Raw genomic sequence first — 24,108 nt, forward strand, 5'->3', positions numbered from 1 at the left:
GCGGCGCCAGTATGGCACTGATTAAACGACGGGTAAAAAAAAGCGGCGGAGGAGATCCCCCGCCGCTTAAGGCTAATGTGCCGACTCAGGAGCAATCAGCCTTTAATTTCGTACAACGGTGTCTGACCCGCAACGACATGGCCTTGCGCCTTAATGACAAGGCCGCTGAAATCATCAATATTGCTGACGACAACCGGGCTAATCATTGAGCGGGCATTGGCATTGAGGTACGCCAGATCCATTTCGAGGATCGGTTGACCGGCAACCACTTCCGCGCCCTCTTCAACCAGACGGGTAAAGCCCTGACCGCCCAGCGCAACCGTATCAATGCCCATATGGACAACGATCTCGGCACCTTTTTCGGTCTCCAGGCAGAAGGCATGGTTGGTATTGAAGATTTTCACAATCGTACCGGCCGCCGGAGAAACTACGGTTTTATCCGTCGGTTTTACCGCCACACCATCGCCAACCGCTTTGCTGGCAAAGGCTTCGTCCGGCACCTGCTCCAGCGCCACCACCTCACCGGTAACCGGCGATAAAAGTTCGGCAATCACAACTGAATTCGGCACCGCCTGCGGTTTTGCCGCGGCGGCTGGTGTTGCCTGAGTCGGCGCTGCATTGCTGCTTGCTGCGGCCGGGACATCCCCTGCCGTTTTCATGGCGTTGGCAATTTTCTCAGCCACAAAGCCGACAATAATCTGCACGCTGGTTTTATTGAGACGAATCACGCCGGTTGCGCCCAGGCGTTTCGCCATCGTTTCGTTGACCAGGGAAGAGTCATTCACGTTAAGACGCAGACGGGTGATGCAGGCATCAATAACGGTCAGGTTCGCCGAGCCGCCAACGGCAGCAATGTACTGACGCGCCAGGCCGCTGACATCCTGCTCACTATTCGTGCTGATATTGACATCCTGACCATCGGTTTCATCCCCGGCAACGGCCAGTTCACGACCCGGGGTCAGCATGTTGAATCGCTTGATGGTGAAGCGGAATACCACGTAGTAGATAACAAAGAACACCAGACCCTGCGGGATCAGCATCCACCACTGAGTCGCCAGCGGGTTACGCGAAGAGAGCACCATATCCACCAGCCCGGCGCTGAAGCCGAAACCGGCAATCCAGTGCATGCTGGCTGCGATATAGACGGAGATACCGGTCAGAATGGCGTGAATGACATACAGCACTGGCGCCACGAACATGAAGGAGAATTCCAGCGGCTCGGTGATGCCGGTAAAGAAGGCGGCGAAAGCACCGGCCATCATAATACCGAGCACTTTGGCTTTGTTCTCAGGACGCGCGCATTGATAGATCGCCAGCGCCGCACCCGGCAAGCCGAACATCATGATCGGGAAGAAGCCCGCCTGATAACGCCCGGTGATCCCCACCGTCGCTTTACCGGCTTCGATAGACTGCGCGCCGCCGAGGAAGTTAGGGATATCGTTAATACCTGCCACGTCGAACCAGAAGACCGAGTTCAGGGCGTGATGCAGACCGACCGGGATCAGCAGACGGTTGAAGAAGGCGTAAACACCCGCGCCGATGGAGCCGAGTTTCTGAATATGTTCACCGAAGCTAACCAGGCCACTAAAGACCACCGGCCAGATAAACATCATGATAAAGGCCACAGCGATCATCACAAACGAGGTGATGATCGGCACCAGACGGCGGCCGCTAAAGAAGGAGAGCGCTTTCGGCAGTTCGACGGTGCTGAAGCGGTTGTAAAGCTCAGCGGCGATGATCCCGACCAGGATACCAACAAACTGGTTTTGAATTTTGCCGAAGGCCGCGGGAACCTGATCCAGCGGAATTTTTTGAATCATCGACACCGCGGCAGGCGAGCAGAGGGTCGTTAACACCAGGAAGCCGACGAAGCCGGCCAGCGCCGCAGCGCCATCTTTATCTTTCGACATGCCGTAGGCGACACCAATCGCGAACAGCACGCCCATATTCTCGATAATGGCGGAGCCAGATTTGATGAAAAACGCTGCCAGCGCGCTTTGACCGCCCCAACCAACTGGGTCAATCCAGTAGCCGACCCCCATTAAAATCGCTGCCGCGGGCAGCGTGGCGACCGGCACCATCAGCGCGCGGCCAACCTTCTGTAAATAGCCTAAAATACTCACTTTATTCCCCCTATGAGCTCAACGTGAGCCCACTGAAACAGTTGTTTTTTATTGTGCAACGAACCCTGAACTGATGCCTGTTTTTCCACTACCTAACGAAGTGTCTGCAAAATTAATTCGCCTCGCAAATTAAACACGCATTTTCTGTGATTAAAATCACTAACTATCGTTATCACCGATCCTCAATACTGGCAAACAACAAAAACTTATTTTAAGATCAAAAATATCAAAGCGGATCGCTCCCTTCTTATGACGAAACCAGGTTACGCTTAACGCTGAGCCAGAAGGCGCACCGCCAATGCTTTTCATTAAACTTTGAGGTGAACAATGAGACTGATTCCCCTGGCGACAGCTGAACAGGTCGGTAAATGGGCCGCCCGCCATATCGTCAACCGCATTAACGCATTCAACCCCACCGCCGATCGGCCCTTTGTGCTTGGCCTGCCAACCGGCGGCACACCGCTTACAGCCTACAAAGCATTAGTTGAAATGCACAAAGCGGGCCAGGTCAGCTTTAAACACGTCGTCACCTTTAACATGGACGAATATGTTGGCCTGGCGAAGGATCATCCGGAGAGTTACCACAGCTTTATGCACCGTAATTTCTTCGATCACGTTGATATTCCTGCTGAAAACATTAACCTGCTCGATGGAAACGCGCCCGATATTGACGCAGAATGCCGTCGTTACGAAGAAAAAATTCGCGCTTACGGCAAAATTCACCTCTTTATGGGCGGCGTGGGCAACGATGGTCATATCGCTTTTAACGAACCGGCATCGTCGCTGGCATCGCGTACCCGTATTAAAACGTTGACCCACGATACCCGCGTAGCGAACTCGCGCTTCTTCGACGGCGACGTCAATCAGGTGCCTAAATATGCCCTGACAGTTGGCGTCGGCACGCTGCTCGATGCCGAAGAGGTGATGATTCTGGTGCTGGGCAACGTCAAGGCGCAGGCGCTGCAGGCTGCCGTTGAGGGTAACGTCAACCATATGTGGACCATCAGCTGCCTGCAGCTGCATCCGAAAGCGGTTATCGTCTGCGACGAGCCGTCCACGATGGAGCTGAAAGTCAAAACGCTGAAATACTTCAACGAGTTAGAAGCGGAAAATATTAAAGGTCTGTAAGTCTGTATCCGCTTCGCAGGCAACTGCGGAGCGGCACTCATCGTTAACCGGGGGTTGTTATGTATGCTTTAACCCATTGCCGAATCTTCACCGGCCATGAAATTTTGGATGACCATGCGCTCGTTGTAGCAGATGGCCTGATTGAACGCCTTTGCCCACAGGCTGAGCTACCAGCGGATATTGAACAACGATCGCTGAATGGTGCCCTCCTCGCCCCTGGTTTTATTGATGTGCAGCTCAACGGCTGCGGCGGCGTGCAGTTTAACGATACCGCCGAGGCCGTCAGCGTTGAGACGCTGGAGATCATGCAGCGTGCTAACGAGAAGTCCGGCTGCACCAGCTACCTGCCGACGCTGATTACCACCAGCGATGACCTGATGAAGCAGGGCGTGCAGGTGATGCGCGACTACCTCGCAAAATACCCGAACCAGGCGCTGGGACTGCATCTGGAAGGGCCGTGGCTCAATATCATCAAGAAAGGGACCCACAATCCCGACTTCGTGCGTAAACCGGATGCTGCGCTGGTCGATTTCTTATGTCAAAACGCGGATGTGATCACAAAAATCACCTTAGCGCCGGAAGTGGCGGGATGCGACGTGATCCGCAAGCTTGCCGACGCGGGGATTGTGGTTTCCGCTGGTCACTCCAACGCCACGCTGAACGAGGCGAAAGCCGGTTTTCGCGCCGGTATCACCTTCGCTACCCATCTCTATAATGCCATGCCGTACATCACCGGACGCGAGCCGGGCCTGGCGGGCGCAGTGCTTGATGACACAGATGTTTACTGTGGCGTGATTGCCGATGGGTTGCATGTCGACTACGTTAATATTCGCAATGCGAAGCGGCTGAAGGGGGACAAGCTCTGTCTGGTTACCGATGCAACCGCACCCGCAGGTGCACAGATTGATCAGTTCATTTTTGCTGGCAAAACAATATACTACCGGAATGGATTGTGCGTAGATGAAAACGGAACGCTGAGCGGCTCGGCCCTGACGATGATCGAAGGGGTGCGTAACCTGGTCGAGCATGTCGGTATTGCGCTCGATGAAGCGCTGCGTATGGCCACGCTCTACCCGGCTCGCGCCATTGGCGTTGACAAAAAGCTGGGCACTCTCGCCGCAGGCAAGGTGGCGAACCTGACCGCATTTACGCGTGATTATGAAATTATCAAGACCATCGTTAATGGTAACGAGGTCGCCACTGCATAAAGAGACGGTATGACATCAGGCGGACAAGCTCAAATTGGTAACGTTGACCTCGTAAAACAGCTTAACAGTGCGGCGGTTTACCGCCTGATTGACCAACACGGCCCCATCTCACGCATACAGATTGCCGAGCAGAGCCAGCTTGCTCCCGCCAGCGTGACAAAAATCACGCGTCAGCTGATTGAACGCGGGCTGATCAAAGAAGTCGATCAGCAGGCCTCCACCGGGGGCCGCCGCGCTATCTCCATCATTACCGAAACCCGCCATTTCCAGGCTATCGGCGTGCGCCTCGGGCGCACCGACACCACCCTTACGCTCTACGATCTGAGCAGCAAAGTGCTGGCGGAAGAGCACTACCCGCTGCCGGAGCGCACGCAGGAGACGCTGGAGCACGCCCTGCTCAATACCATCAGCCAGTTTATCGATGCCAATCAGCGTAAAATCCGCGAGCTGATCGCCATTTCGGTGATCCTGCCGGGGCTGGTCGATCCAGAAAGCGGCGTGATCCGCTATATGCCGCATATTCAGGTGGAAAACTGGGCGCTGGTTGAGGCGCTGGAAAAACGCTTTAAATTGACCTGCTTCGTCGGTCACGATATCCGTAGCCTGGCGCTGGCCGAGCACTATTTTGGCGCAAGCCAGGATTGTGAAGACTCCATTCTGGTGCGCGTGCACCGCGGCACTGGTGCCGGGATCATCTCCAGCGGTCGTATCTTTATCGGTCGCAACGGTAATGTCGGCGAAATTGGTCACGTGCAGGTGGAACCTCTCGGCGAGCGCTGCCACTGCGGTAACTTTGGTTGCCTGGAGACGATTGCCGCCAATGCCGCTATTGAGCAGCGGGTCCGCCATCTGTTACAGCAGGGTTATCAGAGCCGCCTGAAAGAGGAGGATTGCTCAATCAAAGCCATCTGCAAAGCCGCCAACAAAGGCGATGCGCTGGCCTGCGAAGTGATTGAGTATGTCGGGCGTCACCTCGGCAAAACCATCGCTATCGCCATTAACCTCTTCAACCCACAAAAAGTGGTTATCGCCGGTGAGATCGTTGAAGCGGAAAAAATCCTGCTGCCCGCCATTGAAGCCTGTATCAATACGCAGTCACTGAAGGCGTTTCGCAAAAATCTGCCGGTTGTGCCCTCCACCCTCGATCACCGCTCTGCGATTGGCGCCTTCGCGCTGGTGAAACGGGCGATGCTGAACGGTCTGCTGCTACAGCGGTTGCTGGAAAACTGACAGGGTTTATAGTTAACACTTATTTTTTTATCCGGACACTCCATGACCATTCAGAATGTAATCTGCGATATTGATGGCGTGCTGATGCACGATAATGTTGCCGTTCCCGGCGCTGCCGAATTTGTTACCCGCATCCTTGAGAAAGAGATGCCGCTGGTATTGCTGACTAACTACCCTTCTCAGACCGGTCAGGATCTGGCTAACCGCTTTGCCTCGGCGGGAATCGATGTGCCCGCCAGCGTCTTTTACACCTCGGCGATGGCAACAGCGGACTTCCTCAAGCGCCAGGAGGGGAAAAAAGCCTATGTCGTCGGCGAAGGTGCACTGATTCATGAGCTTTATAAAGCTGGCTTTACCATTACCGACATTAACCCGGATTTTGTCATCGTCGGCGAAACCCGCTCCTATAACTGGGAGATGATGCACCGCGCGGCCTTCTTCGTCGCCAACGGCGCGCGCTTTATCGCGACCAACCCGGACACGCACGGCCGCGGCTTCTACCCTGCCTGCGGCGCGCTCTGCGCGGGTATTGAGAAGATCTCCGGCCGAAAGCCCTTTTACGTTGGCAAACCGAGCCCGTGGATCATTCGCGCCGCGCTGAACACCATGCAGGCGCACTCGGAGCAGACGGTGATTGTTGGCGATAACCTGCGCACCGATATTCTGGCCGGCTTCCAGGCCGGTCTGGAGACCATTCTGGTGCTCTCCGGCGTCTCGCGGCTCGACGATATCGACAGCATGCCGTTCCGGCCATCGTGGATTTACCCTTCGGTCGCCGAAATTGATGTGATCTGAACGTAACCACGCCTTTGGGCGTGGTTTTTTATTTTTGCCGCAACAAAAACCCGCTTCGTTTAATAAACAGCGCTTAATTTTGAATAATCATCAATAAACCAGCGCAATACATACGCAATTTTCAGCATTCCTCAATCACCGTTGCACTTTTTCATTTCCTGCGGCTAAAAGGCTTGCGCCCAGCCCGTCTTTTGCGGCATTTTGGCTATAAGCACACAACATTACAGCAATGCCCTCAAGGTTAACGGAGAAGTCTATGTGTTCAATTTTTGGCGTACTGGATATCAAAACCGACGCAGGCGAATTACGTAAAAAAGCGCTGGAATTATCCCGTCTGATGCGCCACCGCGGCCCGGACTGGTCCGGCGTTTTTGCCAGTGACAAAGCGATTCTCTCCCATGAGCGTCTGTCGATTGTCGACGTCAACGCCGGTGCGCAACCGCTCTATAACCAACAAAAAACACATGCGCTGGCCGTTAACGGTGAAATTTATAACCACCAGGCGCTGCGCGCAGAGTACGGCGACCGCTACGCCTTCCAGACTGGCTCCGACTGCGAAGTGATCCTCGCGCTCTACCAGGAAAAAGGGCCAGCCTTCCTCGACGAATTACAGGGCATGTTTGCCTTCGTACTTTACGACAGTGAACAGGATGCTTACCTGATTGGCCGCGACCATATCGGCATCATCCCGCTCTATATGGGTCATGACGAACACGGCAACCTTTATGTCGCCTCTGAAATGAAGGCGCTGGTGCCGGTTTGCCGCACCATTAAAGAGTTCCCGGCAGGCAGCTATCTGTGGAGCAAAGAGGGCGAAATCCGCTCCTACTATCAGCGCGACTGGTTCTCTTATGACGCCGTAAAAGATAACGTTACCGACAAAGAGGCGCTGCGCCAGGCGCTGGAAGATGCGGTGAAGAGCCACCTGATGTCCGACGTGCCCTACGGCGTGCTGCTCTCCGGCGGGCTGGACTCCTCGGTTATCTCTGCGATCACCAAAAAATTCGCTGCCCGCCGCGTGGAAGACCAGGAGAAATCAGAAGCCTGGTGGCCGCAGCTGCACTCTTTCGCCGTCGGCCTGAAAGGCGCGCCGGATCTGAAAGCGGCGCAGGAAGTGGCGAACCACCTTGGCACCGTGCACCATGAAATTCACTTCACCGTGCAGGAAGGTCTGGATGCGATCCGCGATGTGATCTATCACATTGAAACTTATGACGTGACTACCATTCGCGCCTCGACGCCGATGTATCTGATGTCGCGCAAAATCAAAGCGATGGGCATCAAAATGGTGCTCTCCGGTGAGGGTTCTGACGAAGTCTTCGGCGGCTACCTCTACTTCCATAAAGCGCCGGACGCTAAAGAGCTGCACGAAGAGACGGTGCGTAAACTGCAGGCGTTGCATATGTTTGACTGCGCCCGCGCCAACAAAGCGATGTCCGCCTGGGGCGTGGAAGCGCGCGTACCGTTCCTCGATAAGAACTTCCTCGATGTGGCGATGCGCATTAACCCGCAGGATAAGATGTGCGGCAGCAACGGTAAGATGGAAAAACATATCCTGCGCGAATGTTTTGAATCTTATCTGCCGGCAAGCGTGGCATGGCGTCAGAAAGAGCAGTTCTCCGACGGCGTGGGCTACAGCTGGATCGACACCCTGAAAGAGGTGGCGGCGCAGCAGGTGACGGATCAGCAACTGGCGACCGCCAGCTACCGCTTCCCGTACAACACACCTTCGTCGAAAGAGGCTTATCTGTACCGTGAAATCTTTGAAGAGCTCTTCCCGGTAGCCAGCGCCGCCGAGTGCGTGCCGGGCGGTCCGTCCGTGGCCTGCTCATCGGCTAAAGCGTTCGAATGGGACGAAGCGTTCAAAACCATGAACGATCCATCGGGCCGCGCAATCGGTGTGCACCAGTCAGCCTACTGATGAGCGATGGTTATGCATACAGGCCCTGCGGGGCCTGTTGTTTTTGTGTGGCTGATTTCACGCAGAAAATCGTTTTTTGTTGAATAAAGCAACATGCTGTTCGCAACCTAACCAAACAGTCACATTCCGGCAATTTTCGATGAAAAAGGTGTTGACGCTCTCAGGCTCAATACGCATAATGCGCCCCGCAACGCCGATAAGGTAACGCGAAAAAAAGATGGCTACGTAGCTCAGCTGGTTAGAGCACAGCACTCATAATGCTGGGGTCACAGGTTCGATTCCCGTCGTAGCCACCATCTTTTTTTGCGGGAGTGGCGAAATTGGTAGACGCACCAGATTTAGGTTCTGGCGCCGCAAGGTGTGCGAGTTCAAGTCTCGCCTCCCGCACCATTCCCAAAGAAGCGTTGCACGGATGGGGTATCGCCAAGCGGTAAGGCACCGGTTTTTGATACCGGCATTCCCTGGTTCGAATCCAGGTACCCCAGCCATCTCTTCTTCGACTCCTGCGTTTTAACGCGTTAGTCGTTGGGGTATCGCCAAGCGGTAAGGCACCGGTTTTTGATACCGGCATTCCCTGGTTCGAATCCAGGTACCCCAGCCAGTCGATGACTGGGTAAGCAGTAAAATTTGGCTACGTAGCTCAGCTGGTTAGAGCACAGCACTCATAATGCTGGGGTCACAGGTTCGATTCCCGTCGTAGCCACCATATTCAAGGCGTAATGCTCAGGCATTAAACCGAAAAAGATTTGTTGGGGTATCGCCAAGCGGTAAGGCAGTGGATTCTGATTCCACCATTCCGAGGTTCGAATCCTCGTACCCCAGCCAACTTCAAAGACGCTTGCTTAGGCAAACGCACTTTTGGGGTATCGCCAAGCGGTAAGGCAGTGGATTCTGATTCCACCATTCCGAGGTTCGAATCCTCGTACCCCAGCCAATCAAAACAAAAAAGCTCGCTTCGGCGGGCTTTTTTGTTTTCTGCCTCCTGACAATCAGTAGCTGTTAAACGCCTGAATGGCATGCTAATTTGAGCCATCTTCCTCCCGTCGGGTGCGCACCATGAATTATCAAACTACGGCTCTGTGGTTTTACTCCCCCTATCACCTGCTGCTGGTGTTCGCGGTTATTGCCGCAACATTCCTCGGCCTGACCGCGCCAATCCTCTATTTTCTGGTTATCGGGCTGCTGTTTCCGGTGCTGGTCTCGATGCGCCTGCATATCCTGAGCGAGAACGGCAAGGCGACACTGATGAAAGAGCGCGAGGAGTGGATGGTCTACGTGCAGGGGATCCCGGTGCATGAGAAGCGCGCCTCGCTGAAAAATCCCTGCTTTCCCACGCCTGAACGGCTGCGCCAGTTTTTTATGCGCGGTTTTATCGCCAGAGCGCTGATCCAACTCGCGGCCATCGCTATGCTGATCGACCAGGCTCGCGCCAATCCGCTGGTGAGTTATGAAGGCCTGGCGGCGGGCGCCATGCTGGTTCTGCTGCTGATACCGCTCTATCGCACAGCGCGCGCCATCAGTGACGTGCATGCAGGAAAATGGGCGTTGCAGGAGATTGACGCGACGACGGGCTATCAGGCCTATTTCGTTGACAACAAACAGGTGAAGACGGCACTCGACAGGATGCTCGCGGTGCCGTAACAGTGTGCGCGAGCGACCTGTCGCTCGCGCTTTCTTACAGGCCTAAGGCGTATTTCAGCGCCTGGCGTTTCAACCCTCCGGCGCGCTCTGCCGCCATCAGGCCAATATTGCGTAACACGCGCAGCGGGCCAAGATCGTTACTGAACCCGGCATAAAAGAGATCCATCCCGCTCTGCATAATGAAGTTATCCGCCCTGCGCCGCGTCTGGTAGCGTTGCAGCACCTCACGGCTGGACCAGGCTTCGCCGTGGCTGCGGGCGCGCGACAGCACATCCAGCAGCGCATCAACATCACGATAACCAAGATTGACACCCTGCCCTGCCAGCGGATGAATGGTGTGCGCCGCATCGCCCACCAGCGCCAGCCCCGACTGCACATATTGCAGCGCATGGCGACGCACCAGCGGGAACGACGCCGCAGAGACCGCTTTAACGCGCCCCAGCCGCGGCGGAAAGTTGCGGGCGATCTCCTGCTCCAGCTGCGTCATTGACAGGGTTTGCAACTGGCGGATGCGCGCAGGCTTGTCGTACCAAACCAGCGACGCCCAGCGATCATAAAGCGGTAAAAAGGCGTGCGGCCCGTTCGGCGTAAAGTGCTGCCAGGTCGACTCGCCCGCCTCCTGCTCACACTCGACGCTTATCAGCATGCAGGATTGATCATATTGCCAGGCGTGAATCCCGATCCCGGCCGACTGACGCACCCAGGAGTTGGCACCATCCGCACCAATCAGCAGCTGCGCCGTTAACGTATCGCCATTTTCAAAACGAATGGTTTGCCTCTCATCACTGGCTTCACGCCCGCTCAGCGTCCCGGTGCTCAGCGTCACCTGCGGATGCGCCTGCAACGCTTGCCATAGGGCGTACTGCAGAACGCTGTTTTCCACCATATACCCGAGCAGCGGCAGCTTCAGCTCGCGGGCGTCAAACAGCACATGCGCGTTTTCCCACTCCCACGTCTCCAGCTGTCGGTAGGGGTGGCAACGCATCGCTTCGATGCTCTCCCAGACGCCCAATCCGCGCAGCAGCTCGACCGAGGCGGCGCTGATCGCCGAGATGCGCACATCCGGTGGCGCGCTGGCATCAAAGGGGGCTGGGATCTGTTTATCGATCACCGTAACGGCAAAACCCTGTTGCGCCAGCCCTAATGCCAGCGCCCCGCCGACCATACCGCCGCCAACAATAGCGGCCTCTGTGGAGTGATTTGTCATGGCGAAGTGTCCTTTTAGATGAATGGCCTAAGTCTACCGGATTTTTGCGCTCTTGCCGCCCCGCCAACCGTCATACTGGTCAGGGCGCAACCAAAGCATTACAATACGCGGCCTGCAATCCTGGCTTATACCCGTCATACTCCGGGTATACGAACTTACGCAAGAGCAAGTCGATGACAAAAAAACTCCATATTAAAACCTGGGGCTGTCAGATGAACGAATATGATTCATCAAAGATGGCCGATCTGCTGGATGCCACCCACGGCTATCAACTGACCGAGGTTGCGGAAGAAGCGGATGTGCTGCTGCTCAATACCTGCTCAATCCGCGAAAAAGCCCAGGAGAAAGTTTTCCATCAGCTGGGTCGCTGGAAGCTGCTGAAAGAGAAAAACCCGGAGCTGATTATTGGCGTCGGCGGCTGCGTGGCCTCGCAGGAGGGCGATCACATTCGCCAGCGCGCCCACTATGTCGACATCATTTTCGGGCCGCAAACCCTGCACCGTCTGCCGGAGATGATCAACTCCGTGCGCGGCAATCGCAGCCCGGTCGTCGATATCAGCTTCCCGGAGATTGAAAAATTCGATCGTCTGCCGGAACCGCGCGCCGAAGGCCCGACCGCCTTTGTCTCGATCATGGAAGGGTGCAACAAATATTGCACCTACTGCGTGGTGCCTTACACCCGCGGCGAAGAGGTGAGCCGTCCTTCCGACGACATCCTGTTTGAGATCGCCCAACTGGCGGCGCAGGGCGTGCGTGAAGTGAACCTGCTTGGCCAGAACGTCAACGCCTGGCGCGGTGAAAACTATGATGGCACAACCGGCACCTTTGCCGATCTGCTGCGCCTGGTCGCCGCGATTGACGGCATCGACCGTATCCGCTTTACCACCAGCCACCCGATTGAGTTCACCGACGATATCGTTGATGTCTATCGCGATACGCCGGAGCTGGTGAGCTTCCTGCACCTGCCGGTGCAGAGCGGTTCCGACCGCGTGCTGAACCTGATGGGGCGCACCCACACCGCGCTGGAGTATAAAGCGATCATTCGTAAGCTGCGCGAGGCGCGTCCCGATATTCAGATCAGCTCTGACTTTATCGTCGGCTTCCCGGGCGAAACCACTGATGATTTTGAGAAGACCATGAAGCTGATTGCCGATGTCAATTTCGACATGAGCTATAGCTTTATCTTCTCTGCGCGTCCGGGCACCCCGGCTGCCGATATGGTTGACGACGTGCCGGATGAAGAGAAAAAACAGCGTCTCTATATCCTGCAAGACCGCATTAACCAGCAGGCGATGGCCTGGAGCCGCCGCATGCTGGGCACCACGCAGCGTATTCTGGTGGAAGGTACCTCGCGTAAGAGCATCATGGAGTTGTCCGGTCGTACCGAGAACAACCGCGTGGTGAACTTCGAAGGCACGCCGGAGATGATCGGCAAGTTTGTCGACGTCGAGATTGTGGATGTTTATACCAACTCCCTGCGCGGCGTACTGGTGCGCACCGAAGAGGAGATGGGACTGCGCGTTGCAGAATCCCCGGCCTCGGTCATCGCCCGTACCCGTAAAGAGAATGAGCTTGGCGTAGGCACGTATCAGCCGTAAAACCTCAGGCCTGCCATTTCTGGCAGGCCTTGCTTTTCCCCGCAATCACCCCAACATGCTGTCTGATGCTTGCGACTTCTGGCGTTGACGTAAATACTTGCCAGAGGGTCGCGACGGCGACACATATCAAAGAGGAACAGTTTGAACATAGATACGCGTGAAATCACCCTTGAGCCAGCGGACAACGCACGTCTGCTAAGTCTGTGCGGCCCGTTTGACGACAACATCAAACAACTGGAGCGGCGACTGGGCATCGAAATCAACCGCCGCGATAATCACTTCAAACTCACCGGACGCGAAATTTGCGTCAATGCGGCTGCCGATATTCTGCACACGCTGTATGTCGACACTGCGCCGATGCGCGGTCAGACCCAGGACATCGAGCCGAACCAGATCCATCTCGCGATCAAAGAAGCGCGCGTGCTGGAGCAGAGCGCCGAGAGCGTGCCGGAGTACGGTAAAGCGGTCAACATCAAGACCAAGCGCGGCGTTATCAAGCCACGCACGCCGAACCAGGCGCAGTACATCGCTAACGTGCTCGATCATGACATCACCTTCGGCGTTGGCCCGGCGGGTACGGGTAAAACCTACCTCGCGGTCGCAGCCGCCGTGGATGCGCTTGAGCGCCAGGAAGTACGTCGCATTCTGCTGACCCGCCCGGCGGTGGAAGCGGGTGAAAAGCTCGGCTTCCTGCCCGGCGATCTCAGCCAGAAGGTCGACCCTTACCTGCGCCCGCTCTATGACGCGCTGTTTGAGATGCTTGGCTTCGAGCGCGTTGAGAAGCTGATGGAGCGCAACGTCATTGAGGTTGCCCCCCTCGCCTATATGCGCGGTCGCACCCTGAATGATGCCTTTATCATTCTCGATGAGAGCCAGAACACCACCATCGAACAGATGAAGATGTTCCTGACGCGTATCGGCTTCAACTCAAAAGCGGTGATCACCGGCGACGTCACGCAGATTGACCTGCCGCGCAGCACCAAATCGGGTCTGCGCCATGCTATCGAAGTGCTGGGAAATGTCGATGAGATCAGCTTTAACTTCTTCCACAGCGAAGACGTGGTGCGCCACCCGGTGGTGGCACGCATTGTTATCGCTTATGAAGCCTGGGAAGAAGCGGAGCAGAAACGGAAAGCAGAACTGGCCGCCGAGCGTAAGCGCGAAGCCCAGGATCAGGAGCAGAAATGAGTCAGGTGATCCTCGATTTACAGCTGGCCTGCGAAGATAACACCGGCCTGCCGGATGAAGCGCAGTTTCAGGCGTGGCTGGATGCGGTGATCCCGCAGTTCCAACCGGAAGCGGAAGTGACTATTCGTCTGGTCGACAGCGCAGAGAGCCACGAGCTGAACCTGACCTATCGCGGGAAAGATAAGCCGACCAACGTGCTCTCTTTCCCGTTCGAAGCGCCGCCCGGCATCGAAATGCCGCTGCTGGGCGATCTGATCATCTGCCGCCAGGTGGTTGAGCAGGAAGCGCTCGAACAGGTTAAACCCCTCGAAGCCCACTGGGCGCATATGGTGATCCACGGCAGCTTACACCTGCTGGGGTATGACCATATCGAGGATGAGGAAGCGGAAGAGATGGAAGGGATCGAGACAGAGATAATGCTTGCTCTGGGCTATGAGGATCCGTACATTTCCGAGAAGGAGTAGTCTGTGCGCCAGTTCGCTGGCGCATTGGCACAAAATGCCGTCCGGCGCTGAGTTTACGCGTGACGAGCGACAATTCAACCAACATGAGAACCCACACGACGCCATGAGCGACGATAACTCACACAGTAGCGACAACACCACCAGCAAAAAGGGATTCTTCTCCCTTTTACTCAGCCAGCTCTTTCACGGCGAACCGAAAAACCGTGATGAATTACTGGCTCTGATCCGAGACTCCGGGCAGAACGAGCTTATCGATGAAGATACGCGCGACATGCTCGAAGGGGTGATGGATATTGCGGACCAGCGCGTACGCGACATCATGATCCCCCGTTCACAAATGATCACCCTGAAACGCAACCAGACGCTGGACGAGTGTCTCGATGTCATTATCGAGTCCGCCCACTCGCGTTTCCCGGTCATTAGCGAAGACAAAGATCACATCGAAGGGATTCTGATGGCTAAGGATCTGCTGCCGTTTATGCGCAGCGATGCCGAAGCATTCAGCATGGAAAAAGTGTTACGCCCGGCAGTGGTGGTACCGGAGAGCAAGCGCGTTGACCGCATGCTCAAAGAGTTCCGTTCCCAGCGCTACCACATGGCTATCGTTATTGATGAGTTTGGTGGTGTCTCCGGTCTGGTCACTATCGAAGATATTCTTGAGCTGATCGTCGGCGAAATCGAAGATGAGTATGACGAAGAAGAGGATATCGATTTCCGTCAGCTAAGCCGTCACACCTGGACGGTGCGCGCGCTGGCGCCGATTGAAGACTTTAACGACACCTTCGGTACCCACTTCAGCGATGAAGAGGTCGATACCATTGGCGGTCTGGTGATGCAGGCGTTTGGTCACCTTCCCGCGCGCGGCGAATCTATCGACATTGATGGTTACCAATTCAAAGTCGCTATGGCAGACAGTCGACGTATTATTCAGGTCCATGTCAGAATGCCGGATGATTCTCCGCAACCGAAACTGGATGAGTAATGTAAATGGTATTTGCCGCCTTGTTTGAGCGCCAGCGCGTCCGTATGCTGCTGGCGTTACTGTTCGGAGCCAGCGGAACGCTGGCTTTTTCACCTTATGACCTCTGGCCCGCCGCGCTTCTCTCCCTGATGGGTCTGCAGGGCTTAACCCTTAACCGCCGTCCGTTACAGGCTGCCTGGATTGGCTATGCCTGGGGGCTTGGCCTGTTTGGTAGCGGCGTGCACTGGGTCTATGTCAGCATCGCGCAGTTTGGCGGCATGCCTGGCCCCATCAACGTCTTTATCGTCGTGCTGTTGGCGGCTTATCTGTCGCTCTATACCGGCCTGTTTGCCGGCCTGCTCGCGCGCCTGTGGCCAAAAACCAGCTGGCTGCGCGTAGCGGTTGCCGCGCCGGTCGTGTGGCAGATCACCGAGTTTCTGCGCGGCTGGGTGCTGACCGGCTTCCCGTGGCTGCAGTTTGGCTACAGTCAGATTGATGGCCCGCTAAAAGGCCTGGCACCGGTGCTCGGCGTCGAGTCGATTAACATCCTGCTGATGGTAGTGAGCGGCCTGCTGGTGCTGGCGCTGGCAACCCGTCACTGGCGTCCGCTGGTGGCGGCGGTTGTGCTCTTCGCCCTCCCCTTCCCGCTGCGTTTTATTCAGTGGTATCAGCTGCTGCCGGATCGCACCACCCAGGTGACGATGGTGCAGGGCAATATTCCGCAGTCAATGAAGTGGGACGCGGGTGAGTTGCTCAATACGCTGAAGATTTACGCCGGAGCGACAGAGCAGGTGCTGGGCAAATCGCAGCTGATTATCTGGCCGGAGTCGGCGATTCCGGATCTGGAGATTAACCAGCAGGGTTTTCTCAACCAGATGGATAAAACCTTGCGGGCGAACAATGCCACGCTGATTACCGGTATTGTCGATGCGCGCCTCAATCAGCAGAATCGCTACGACACCTACAACACGGCGATTACGCTGGGAACCGGTAGTCCGTATAGCTATCGCTCAACGGATCGCTACAACAAAAACCACCTCGTGCCGTTTGGCGAGTTTGTGCCGCTGGAGTCGATTCTGCGACCACTCGCGCCCTTCTTCGATTTGCCAATGTCCTCCTTTAGCCGCGGGCCTTATGTGCAGGCACCGCTTTCGGCTCATGGGTTAAAGCTGACAGCGGCGATCTGCTACGAGATTATCCTCGGCGAGCAGGTGCGGGATAATTTCCGCCCGGACACCGACTTCCTGCTGACCATCTCCAACGATGCCTGGTTTGGGAAATCGATTGGGCCATGGCAGCACTTCCAGATGGCGCGTATGCGTTCGCTGGAGCTGGCGCGCCCGCTGCTGCGCAGCACCAATAATGGCATTACCGCCGTGATTGGACCGCAGGGGGAGATCCAGGCGATGCTGCCGCAGTTCACCCGCGAGGTGCTGACGGCGAAAGTAACGCCCACCAGCGGATTGACGCCGTATGCGCGAATGGGTAACTGGCCGGTGTGGATTATCACGGTTCTGCTGGGCTTTGCCGCGCTGGTGATGAGCCTGCGTCAGCGCCGCCGTTAATTTTTCGCCGCTGATTGCCGGATGGCGCTGCGCTTATCCGGCCTACAAAACTTCGTACTTCCCCGTAGGCCGAATAAGGCGCAAGCCGCCATCCGGCAGCGACCTCATACCTTTGCCGGATGGCGCTGTGCTTATCCGGCCTACAAAACTTCGCACTTCCCCGTAGGCCGGATAAGGCGTAAGCCGCCATCCGGCAATTTCTTCTGCATCCACCAAACTGGCATGCTGCTTGCTTATATCTACCCCGTGACGACCAAATCTGCCCGTGCGTAAACGGGTCGCACCGGCGGGGATCGGTCGCAGCACTATTCTGGTGCAATGTGAGATTTTTGCCTCTAAACGGTGCGGCGCGCCTCGCAAAAATAAACAATACCGCAGCAAATTCTTTACATTAAGCCAGACTAAATGTAACAAACACACACGACACTGCACGAATATGTAGCAGCACATAACAACAACACAACGGGTATCACTGTGCTTTACGCACTGACGATAAAGGAGTCTGGATATGCAATTACGTAAACTGGCCGCCGCCATGCTGGTGATGGGACTGTCCGCCGGTCTGGCACACGCCGAAGAGGCGAAGCCTGCCGACGCAGCGGCTCAGCAATCGACGCTGGATAAAATTGCCAAAAACGGCGTTATCGTCGTCGGTCACCGTGAATCTTCCGTACCGTTCTCCTATTACGACAACACACAGAAAGTTGTCGGTTATTCACAAGACTACTCCAACGCTATCGTTGAAGCGGTGAAGAAGAAGCTCAACAAGCCGGATCTGGCCGTTAAGCTGATCCCTGTCACCTCGCAGAACCGCATTCCGCTGCTGCAAAACGGCACCTTCGACTTTGAGTGTGGTTCCACCACCAACAACGTCGAGCGCCAGAAACAGGCGGCCTTCTCTGACACCATTTTCGTGGTCGGCACCCGACTGCTGACCAAAAAAGGCGGCCCGATCAAAGATTTCGCCGACCTGAAAGGCAAAGCCGTGGTTGTGACCTCCGGCACCACCTCCGAGATCCTGCTTAACAAGCTGAACGACGAGAAGAAGATGGATATGCGCATCATCAGTGCGAAAGATCACGGCGACTCCTTCCGTACGCTGGAGAGCGGCCGCGCGGTAGCCTTTATGATGGATGATGCCCTGCTGGCCGGTGAGCGCGCGAAGGCGAAGAAACCGGATAACTGGGAGATTGTCGGCACCCCGCAGTCGAAAGAAGCTTACGGCTGTATGCTGCGCAAAAACGACCCGGAATTTAAAAAGCTGATGGATGAGACCATCGCGCAGTACCAGACCTCCGGCGCGGCGGAAAAATCGTTCACCAAGTGGTTTAAAAACCCGATTCCACCGAAAAACATGAACCTGAACTTCGATCTTTCTGACGACATGAAAGCGCTGTTCAAAGAACCGAATGACAAAGCTCTGAACTAATTAAAACCATTAGGGGCGGGTTTACCTGCCCTCTCGATTGTCGAAGCTGCACGGACAGACTATGCGTTGAGTGGCCGTTCCCCACTCAGCGTGAACATTCGCACTTCACACAATCTTCGAGGGTAGCGCTGCTACCCTTTTTTTTCTGGAGTAGATTTATGTCCATAGACTGGAACTGGGGAATATTCCTGCAACAGGCCCCGTTCGGCAACACCACCTATCTTGGCTGGTTATGGAGCGGTTTTCAGGTCACCATCGCGTTGTCGGTGACGGCCTGGATCATCGCATTCCTGGTCGGCTCTCTGTTTGGCATCCTGCGCACCGTTCCCAACCGCTTCCTCTCCGGGATCGGCACCTTATATGTGGAACTGTTCCGTAACGTGCCGCTAATTGTGCAGTTCTTTACCTGGTATCTCGTGGTGCCGGAGCTGCTACCGGAAGATATCGGCATGTGGTTTAAGGCGGAGCTGGATCCCAATATCCAGTTCTTCCTCTCGTCGATGGTCTGCCTTGGTCTGTTTACTGCCGCTCGCGTCTGCGAGCAGGTGCGCGCCGCGATCCAGTCGCTGCCGCGCGGGCAGAAAAATGCCGGGCTGGCGATGGGCCTGACGCTGCCGCAAACCTACCGCTACGTGCTGCTGCCGAATGCGTACCGCGTGATCGTCCCGCCAATGACCTCGGAAATGATGAACCTGGTGAAAAACTCGGCCATCGCCTCGACCATTGGACTGGTCGATATGGCGGCGCAGGCGGGCAAGCTGCTCGATTACTCCGCCCACGCATGGGAATCTTTTACCGCCATTACCCTCGCTTACGTGGTAATTAACGCCGTGATTATGCTGGTGATGAACCTGGTTGAACGCAAAATCCGCCTGCCGGGCAATATGGGAGGCAAATAACGATGTATGAGTTTGACTGGAGTTCTATCGTCCCTTCCCTGCCTTATCTGTGGGCGGGATTGCTGGTGACACTGAAAATCACCGCCATCGCTATTGTGTTCGGTATCGTTTGGGGCACGCTGCTGGCGGTGATGCGTCTGTCGACCTTCGCGCCGCTGCGCTGGTTCGCCAAAAGCTACGTTAATGTCTTCCGCTCGATTCCGCTGGTGATGGTGCTGCTGTGGTTCTATCTGATCGTGCCAGGTTTCCTGCAAAACGTGCTGGGCCTGTCGCCGAAAACCGATATCCGGCTTATCTCCGCGATGGTCGCCTTCTCAATGTTTGAGGCGGCGTATTACTCGGAGATTATCCGCGCCGGGATCCAGAGTATCTCCCGCGGGCAGTCAAGCGCGGCGCTGGCGCTCGGCATGACGCACTGGCAGTCGATGAAGCTGATTATTCTGCCGCAGGCGTTTCGCGCCATGGTGCCGCTGCTGCTTACCCAGGGCATCGTCTTATTCCAGGACACCTCGTTAGTGTATGTCCTGAGCCTGGCGGATTTCTTCCGCACGGCCTCCACGATTGGCGAGCGTGACGGTACGCAGGTCGAGATGATCCTGTTTGCTGGCGCTGTCTATTTTGTTATCAGTTTGAGTGCTTCGCTGTTGGTCAGCTGGCTGAAGAAAAGGACCGTCTAATGATTTCCCTGAAAAATGTTTCGAAATGGTATGGCCACTTTCAGGTGTTGACCGACTGCTCCACCGAAGTGAAAAAGGGCGAGGTGGTGGTAGTTTGCGGCCCGTCGGGTTCCGGTAAATCGACGCTGATCAAAACCGTCAACGGCCTTGAGCCGGTGCAGAAAGGCGAGATCCTGGTCAACGGCACCAAAGTGAATGACAAGAAGACCAACCTCGCGGAGCTGCGCTCCCACGTCGGGATGGTGTTCCAGCACTTTGAACTCTTCCCGCACCTGTCGATTATCGAAAACCTGACGCTGGCGCAGGTGAAAGTACTGAAACGCGATAAAGCGGCGGCGCGTGACAAAGGGCTGAAGCTGCTGGAGCGCGTTGGTCTGACGGCGCACGCCAATAAGTTCCCGGCGCAGCTTTCAGGTGGTCAGCAGCAGCGCGTGGCGATTGCCCGTGCGCTCTGCATGGATCCGGTGGCAATGCTGTTTGATGAACCGACATCGGCACTCGATCCGGAGATGATCAACGAAGTGCTCGACGTGATGGTCGAACTGGCTAACGAAGGGATGACGATGATGGTGGTAACCCATGAAATGGGCTTCGCCCGTAAAGTGGCGAACCGCGTGATCTTTATGGATGAAGGGAAAATCGTCGAAGACTCAGAGAAGGACGCCTTCTTTAACGATCCGAAATCGGATCGCGCAAAAGACTTCCTCGCCAAGATCCTGCATTAATCCCCTTACGCCTGCCCGCGCGATGTGGGCAGGCGCTTGCTGTTAAGGTGCGAACGGACGGCGCTGGAACTGATCGTGGCCGCATTTCGGGCATAATGGCAGCACATCCGGCGTATAGACCGCGAGATGGAAATGGCACTTCTCGCAGACCAGGTTCCCCAGCCCGACCACTTCCCCACTGTGATAGACGCCGTGGTGGTTGAGATCCTGAAACACCTCGCGCCACTCCAACTGGGTTTTATCGGTAATATCTGCCAGTTCCTGCCAGATGCTCTCTTTGATTACCCGCATAAAGACGCCGTCGGTGACTTCACTCTGGCTTTCGTTATAGCTACGGGCAAACTCTTCCAAATCGCGACGAATGGCGCGCATTAACTCATCCGTCTCGGTTCGCGTTAACTCACCGGTCTGTGTGACCCTCAGGCGAGCCTGTTCAACCAATGCGTCAATATCGCGATCGCCATTACGCAGGCGCTCGGTCAGTGAAGCGACCAGTTCACGGTAAAATTGCGCAACCTTGCTCATCGTTTCGCCTCCGGTTAAGTGATTCATTTTAATGATAGACGTTAATTTCCCCTGCCTATGCCGAGCCGCCTGTTGCGTGATGAAAAAGTGATGTGGCGCAGAGAAGGGCTATTTCGACGGCGCTTTTCGGAAAGGCTGTTTTGAGGCTGGCGTTTGGGCTATGCTATGCCGACTAAAAACCACCTATTAACGCTACATTTGTAGCTGTAGCAAAAACAGGACTACTGGCTGCCATGCAAGAGCAATACCGCCCGGAAGAGATAGAATCCACCGTACAGCGTCACTGGGAAGAAAAGCGCACATTCGAGGTCACCGAAGACGAGAGCAAAGAGAAATACTATTGCCTGTCGATGCTTCCCTATCCTTCTGGCCGACTACACATGGGCCACGTCCGTAACTACACCATTGGCGATGTGATCGCCCGCTACCAGCGCATGCTGGGTAAAAACGTGCTGCAGCCGATTGGCTGGGATGCGTTTGGCCTGCCGGCTGAAGGCGCCGCGGTGAAAAACAAAACCGCCCCTGCGCCGTGGACCTACGACAATATCGCCTACATGAAAAACCAGCTGAAAATGCTGGGCTTCGGTTATGACTGGAGCCGTGAAGTGGCGACCTGCACCCCGGAATATTACCGCTGGGAACAGAAATTCTTCACCGAGCTCTATAAAAAAGGGCTGGTCTACAAAAAAACCTCTGCGGTGAACTGGTGCCCGAATGACCAGACGGTACTCGCCAACGAACAGGTTATCGACGGCTGCTGCTGGCGCTGCGATACCAAAGTTGAGCGTAAAGAGATCCCGCAGTGGTTTATCAAAATCACCGCCTATGCCGACGAGCTGCTGAACGATCTGGATAAACTGGATCACTGGCCGGATACCGTGAAAACGATGCAGCGTAACTGGATCGGCCGTTCTGAAGGGGTGGAGATCACCTTTGATGTGCAGAACAGCGACGAGAAGCTGACCGTTTACACCACCCGCCCGGATACCTTTATGGGCGTGACCTATCTGGCCGTTGCCGCCGGTCACCCGCTGGCGCAGCAGGCTGCCCAGAGCAACCCGGAGCTGGCGAGCTTCATCGACGAATGCCGCAACACCAAAGTCGCGGAAGCCGAAATGGCGACGATGGAGAAAAAAGGCGTCGATACCGGGCTGAAAGCGATTCATCCGCTGACCGGCGAAGCGATTCCGGTCTGGACGGCGAACTTTGTGCTGATGGAGTACGGCACTGGCGCGGTAATGGCCGTTCCGGGTCACGACCAGCGCGATTACGAGTTTGCCAGCAAATATCAGCTGAATATCAAACCGGTCATCCTGAATGCCGACGGCAGCGAGCCGGATCTCAGCGCCCAGGCGCTGACCGAGAAAGGCGTGCTGTTTAACTCCGGCGAGTTCGACGGTCTCGACTTCAACGCCGCTTTTAACGCCATTGCTGACAAGCTGGCAGAGAAAGGCGTTGGCGAGCGTAAAGTGAACTTCCGTCTGCGCGACTGGGGCGTTTCCCGCCAGCGTTACTGGGGCGCGCCAATCCCGATGGTGACCCTGGAAGATGGCACCGTGATGCCGACGCCGGAAGACCAACTGCCGGTGATCCTGCCGGAAGATGTGGTGATGGACGGCATTACCAGCCCAATCAAAGCCGACCCAGAATGGGCGAAAACCACCGTTAACGGCCAGCCTGCGCTGCGCGAAACGGATACCTTCGACACCTTTATGGAGTCCTCCTGGTACTATGCGCGCTACACCTGCCCGCAGTACAACGAAGGGATGCTGGATCCGAACGCGGCGAACTACTGGCTGCCGGTTGATATCTATATCGGCGGTATCGAACACGCCATCATGCACCTGCTCTACTTCCGCTTCTTCCACAAGCTGATGCGTGATGCGGGCATGGTTAACTCTGACGAACCGGCTAAACAGCTGCTGTGCCAAGGCATGGTGCTGGCAGATGCCTTCTACTACCTCGGCGAAAGCGGCGAGCGTAACTGGGTGTCACCGAAAGAAGCTATCGTCGAGCGTGACGAGAAAGGCCGTATCGTGAAAGCGACCGATGCCGCGGGTCATGAGCTGGTCTACACCGGTATGAGCAAGATGTCGAAGTCGAAAAACAACGGCATCGACCCGCAGGAGATGGTAGAGCGTTACGGCGCGGATACCGTGCGTCTGTTTATGATGTTCGCCTCCCCGGCAGATATGACGCTGGAGTGGCAGGAGTCCGGCGTTGAGGGGGCAAACCGCTTCCTGAAACGCGTCTGGAAACTGGTCTACGAACACACCGCCCAGGGTGCCGTTGCGCCGCTGGATCTGGCTGCGCTGAATGACGATCAGCAGGCGCTGCGCCGCGATGTGCATAAAACCATCGCCAAAGTTTCGGATGATATCGGCCGTCGTCAGACCTTCAACACCGCCATCGCGGCGATCATGGAGCTGATGAACAAGCTGGCGAAAGCGCCGCAGGAGAGCGAGCAGGATCGCGCTCTGATGCAGGAAGCGCTGCTGGCCGTGGTGCGTATGCTCAACCCATTCACCCCGCACGCCAGCTTCACGCTGTGGCAGGAGCTGGGCGGCGAAGGCGATATCGATAACGCGCCGTGGCCGGTTGCCGACGAGAAAGCGATGGTTGAGAACACTACGCTGGTCGTCGTGCAGGTTAACGGCAAAGTGCGCGGTAAAATTACCGTCGCTGTCGATGCGACAGAAGAGCAGGTTCGTGAACGCGCAGGCCAGGAGCACCTGGTGGCGAAATATCTTGAGGGCGTTACCGTACGTAAAGTGATTTATGTACCGGGCAAACTGCTCAATCTGGTCGTTGGTTAAGCGCGGGA

General features: G+C 56.0%; 19 protein-coding genes and 7 tRNA genes. 23 read left to right on the top strand and 3 right to left on the bottom strand.

What is annotated here, in order from left to right; genetic code table 11:
• Nucleotides 1–95 precede the first annotated feature (95 nt).
• Nucleotides 96–2,123 (bottom strand): N-acetylglucosamine-specific PTS transporter subunit IIBC, encoded by a 2,028-nt coding sequence (gene nagE / locus EH164_RS15835; RefSeq protein ID WP_124969135.1) that lies wholly within the window; start codon nucleotides 2,121–2,123, stop codon nucleotides 96–98.
• Nucleotides 2,124–2,450: 327 nt separating this feature from the next.
• Between nagE and nagB the strand changes: the two genes are divergently transcribed.
• The 13 genes from nagB to EH164_RS15900 all read left to right on the top strand — a co-directional run bounded on the left by nagB (nucleotide 2,451) and on the right by EH164_RS15900 (nucleotide 10,046).
• Nucleotides 2,451–3,251 carry a glucosamine-6-phosphate deaminase gene (gene nagB, locus EH164_RS15840; protein WP_023479948.1) on the top strand — a complete coding sequence of 267 codons (801 nt, stop codon included), beginning with the start codon at nucleotides 2,451–2,453 and terminating at the stop codon, nucleotides 3,249–3,251.
• Nucleotides 3,252–3,310: 59 nt separating this feature from the next.
• Nucleotides 3,311–4,459, top strand: a complete 1,149-nt coding sequence (gene nagA, locus EH164_RS15845) for an N-acetylglucosamine-6-phosphate deacetylase (RefSeq protein ID WP_023479974.1) — start codon at nucleotides 3,311–3,313, stop codon at nucleotides 4,457–4,459.
• A gap of 9 nt (nucleotides 4,460–4,468) precedes the next feature.
• Nucleotides 4,469–5,689, top strand: a complete 1,221-nt coding sequence (locus EH164_RS15850) for an N-acetylglucosamine repressor (protein WP_023479921.1) — start codon at nucleotides 4,469–4,471, stop codon at nucleotides 5,687–5,689.
• 42 nt (nucleotides 5,690–5,731) lie between these two features.
• Nucleotides 5,732–6,484, top strand: a complete 753-nt coding sequence (locus EH164_RS15855; RefSeq protein ID WP_023479994.1) for an HAD-IIA family hydrolase — start codon at nucleotides 5,732–5,734, stop codon at nucleotides 6,482–6,484.
• A 256-nt stretch (nucleotides 6,485–6,740) separates the two neighbouring features.
• Entirely contained in the window at nucleotides 6,741–8,405 is a 1,665-nt protein-coding gene (gene asnB, locus EH164_RS15860; protein ID WP_124969137.1) for an asparagine synthase B, read from the top strand.
• Nucleotides 8,406–8,624: 219 nt separating this feature from the next.
• Nucleotides 8,625–8,701: transfer RNA gene (locus EH164_RS15865), tRNA-Met, on the top strand.
• Nucleotides 8,702–8,710: 9 nt separating this feature from the next.
• Nucleotides 8,711–8,795, top strand: a tRNA-Leu gene (locus tag EH164_RS15870).
• 23 nt (nucleotides 8,796–8,818) lie between these two features.
• Nucleotides 8,819–8,893: transfer RNA gene (locus tag EH164_RS15875), tRNA-Gln, on the top strand.
• Nucleotides 8,894–8,931: 38 nt separating this feature from the next.
• Nucleotides 8,932–9,006 (top strand) — tRNA-Gln (locus EH164_RS15880).
• Between the two features lie 28 nt (nucleotides 9,007–9,034).
• Nucleotides 9,035–9,111: transfer RNA gene (locus EH164_RS15885), tRNA-Met, on the top strand.
• A 44-nt stretch (nucleotides 9,112–9,155) separates the two neighbouring features.
• Nucleotides 9,156–9,230 (top strand) — tRNA-Gln (locus tag EH164_RS15890).
• Nucleotides 9,231–9,264: 34 nt separating this feature from the next.
• Nucleotides 9,265–9,339 (top strand) — tRNA-Gln (locus EH164_RS15895).
• 122 nt (nucleotides 9,340–9,461) lie between these two features.
• Complete coding sequence (locus tag EH164_RS15900; RefSeq protein ID WP_124969139.1) at nucleotides 9,462–10,046, top strand: hypothetical protein; 585 nt, start codon at nucleotides 9,462–9,464, stop codon at nucleotides 10,044–10,046.
• Nucleotides 10,047–10,080: 34 nt separating this feature from the next.
• On the opposite strand, the gene ubiF is transcribed toward EH164_RS15900, so the two are convergent.
• Complete coding sequence (gene ubiF / locus EH164_RS15905; protein WP_124969141.1) at nucleotides 10,081–11,253, bottom strand: 3-demethoxyubiquinol 3-hydroxylase; 1,173 nt, start codon at nucleotides 11,251–11,253, stop codon at nucleotides 10,081–10,083.
• A gap of 173 nt (nucleotides 11,254–11,426) precedes the next feature.
• On the opposite strand from ubiF, the gene miaB reads away from it, so the two are divergent.
• The 9 genes from miaB (at nucleotide 11,427) to EH164_RS15955 (ending at nucleotide 20,759) form a co-directional block, all read left to right on the top strand.
• The gene (gene miaB / locus EH164_RS15910; RefSeq protein WP_023480007.1) at nucleotides 11,427–12,851 is read left to right on the top strand and encodes a tRNA (N6-isopentenyl adenosine(37)-C2)-methylthiotransferase MiaB; all 1,425 of its coding nucleotides are present in this window, start codon (nucleotides 11,427–11,429) and stop codon (nucleotides 12,849–12,851) included.
• 141 nt (nucleotides 12,852–12,992) lie between these two features.
• On the top strand, nucleotides 12,993–14,039 hold the full coding sequence (locus tag EH164_RS15915; RefSeq protein WP_206430679.1) for a PhoH family protein: 1,047 nt from the start codon (nucleotides 12,993–12,995) through the stop codon (nucleotides 14,037–14,039).
• Nucleotides 14,036–14,503: an rRNA maturation RNase YbeY gene (gene ybeY / locus EH164_RS15920; RefSeq protein WP_023479990.1), complete on the top strand. Its 468-nt coding sequence runs from the start codon at nucleotides 14,036–14,038 to the stop codon at nucleotides 14,501–14,503. Before EH164_RS15915 ends, ybeY begins: the two co-directional genes overlap by 4 nt.
• 103 nt (nucleotides 14,504–14,606) lie before the next feature.
• Nucleotides 14,607–15,485: a CNNM family magnesium/cobalt transport protein CorC gene (gene corC, locus EH164_RS15925; RefSeq protein ID WP_124971495.1), complete on the top strand. Its 879-nt coding sequence runs from the start codon at nucleotides 14,607–14,609 to the stop codon at nucleotides 15,483–15,485.
• A 5-nt stretch (nucleotides 15,486–15,490) separates the two neighbouring features.
• The gene (lnt, locus tag EH164_RS15930; protein ID WP_124969145.1) at nucleotides 15,491–17,029 is read left to right on the top strand and encodes an apolipoprotein N-acyltransferase; all 1,539 of its coding nucleotides are present in this window, start codon (nucleotides 15,491–15,493) and stop codon (nucleotides 17,027–17,029) included.
• 508 nt (nucleotides 17,030–17,537) lie between these two features.
• A complete protein-coding gene (locus tag EH164_RS15940; protein ID WP_124969149.1) occupies nucleotides 17,538–18,458 on the top strand; it encodes an amino acid ABC transporter substrate-binding protein in 921 nt (306 codons plus the stop codon).
• A gap of 158 nt (nucleotides 18,459–18,616) precedes the next feature.
• The gene (gene gltJ / locus EH164_RS15945; protein WP_023480005.1) at nucleotides 18,617–19,357 is read left to right on the top strand and encodes a glutamate/aspartate ABC transporter permease GltJ; all 741 of its coding nucleotides are present in this window, start codon (nucleotides 18,617–18,619) and stop codon (nucleotides 19,355–19,357) included.
• Between the two features lie 2 nt (nucleotides 19,358–19,359).
• Entirely contained in the window at nucleotides 19,360–20,034 is a 675-nt protein-coding gene (gene gltK, locus EH164_RS15950) for a glutamate/aspartate ABC transporter permease GltK (protein WP_023479932.1), read from the top strand.
• A complete protein-coding gene (locus EH164_RS15955) occupies nucleotides 20,034–20,759 on the top strand; it encodes an amino acid ABC transporter ATP-binding protein (protein ID WP_023479949.1) in 726 nt (241 codons plus the stop codon). The genes gltK and EH164_RS15955 overlap by 1 nt, the downstream gene beginning before the upstream one ends.
• Before the next feature lie 42 nt (nucleotides 20,760–20,801).
• Here the strand turns inward: EH164_RS15955 and EH164_RS15960 are convergent, their stop codons facing one another.
• Entirely contained in the window at nucleotides 20,802–21,284 is a 483-nt protein-coding gene (locus EH164_RS15960; protein ID WP_124969151.1) for a zinc ribbon-containing protein, read from the bottom strand.
• Nucleotides 21,285–21,517: 233 nt separating this feature from the next.
• On the opposite strand from EH164_RS15960, the gene leuS reads away from it, so the two are divergent.
• Complete coding sequence (gene leuS / locus EH164_RS15965) at nucleotides 21,518–24,100, top strand: leucine--tRNA ligase (RefSeq protein ID WP_164483619.1); 2,583 nt, start codon at nucleotides 21,518–21,520, stop codon at nucleotides 24,098–24,100.
• Nucleotides 24,101–24,108 lie beyond the last annotated feature (8 nt).

The organism is Kosakonia sp. CCTCC M2018092 (assembly GCF_003864115.1).
Lineage (GTDB): Bacteria > Pseudomonadota > Gammaproteobacteria > Enterobacterales > Enterobacteriaceae > Kosakonia > Kosakonia cowanii.

What these genes read in the sequence shown, in the direction of transcription:
- ybeY (WP_023479990.1), top strand. Translation starts at nt 14,036, where the DNA reads ATGAGTCAGGTGATCCTCGATTTACAGCTGGCCTGCGAAGATAACACC.
- miaB (WP_023480007.1), top strand. Translation starts at nt 11,427, where the DNA reads ATGACAAAAAAACTCCATATTAAAACCTGGGGCTGTCAGATGAACGAA.
- EH164_RS15855 (WP_023479994.1), top strand. Translation starts at nt 5,732, where the DNA reads ATGACCATTCAGAATGTAATCTGCGATATTGATGGCGTGCTGATGCAC.
- gltK (WP_023479932.1), top strand. Translation starts at nt 19,360, where the DNA reads ATGTATGAGTTTGACTGGAGTTCTATCGTCCCTTCCCTGCCTTATCTG.
- lnt (WP_124969145.1), top strand. Translation starts at nt 15,491, where the DNA reads ATGGTATTTGCCGCCTTGTTTGAGCGCCAGCGCGTCCGTATGCTGCTG.
- gltJ (WP_023480005.1), top strand. Translation starts at nt 18,617, where the DNA reads ATGTCCATAGACTGGAACTGGGGAATATTCCTGCAACAGGCCCCGTTC.
- EH164_RS15960 (WP_124969151.1), bottom strand. Translation starts at nt 21,284, where the DNA reads ATGAGCAAGGTTGCGCAATTTTACCGTGAACTGGTCGCTTCACTGACC.
- nagB (WP_023479948.1), top strand. Translation starts at nt 2,451, where the DNA reads ATGAGACTGATTCCCCTGGCGACAGCTGAACAGGTCGGTAAATGGGCC.
- EH164_RS15850 (WP_023479921.1), top strand. Translation starts at nt 4,469, where the DNA reads ATGACATCAGGCGGACAAGCTCAAATTGGTAACGTTGACCTCGTAAAA.
- EH164_RS15955 (WP_023479949.1), top strand. Translation starts at nt 20,034, where the DNA reads ATGATTTCCCTGAAAAATGTTTCGAAATGGTATGGCCACTTTCAGGTG.
- leuS (WP_164483619.1), top strand. Translation starts at nt 21,518, where the DNA reads ATGCAAGAGCAATACCGCCCGGAAGAGATAGAATCCACCGTACAGCGT.
- ubiF (WP_124969141.1), bottom strand. Translation starts at nt 11,253, where the DNA reads ATGACAAATCACTCCACAGAGGCCGCTATTGTTGGCGGCGGTATGGTC.
- nagA (WP_023479974.1), top strand. Translation starts at nt 3,311, where the DNA reads ATGTATGCTTTAACCCATTGCCGAATCTTCACCGGCCATGAAATTTTG.
- EH164_RS15900 (WP_124969139.1), top strand. Translation starts at nt 9,462, where the DNA reads ATGAATTATCAAACTACGGCTCTGTGGTTTTACTCCCCCTATCACCTG.
- asnB (WP_124969137.1), top strand. Translation starts at nt 6,741, where the DNA reads ATGTGTTCAATTTTTGGCGTACTGGATATCAAAACCGACGCAGGCGAA.
- corC (WP_124971495.1), top strand. Translation starts at nt 14,607, where the DNA reads ATGAGCGACGATAACTCACACAGTAGCGACAACACCACCAGCAAAAAG.
- EH164_RS15940 (WP_124969149.1), top strand. Translation starts at nt 17,538, where the DNA reads ATGCAATTACGTAAACTGGCCGCCGCCATGCTGGTGATGGGACTGTCC.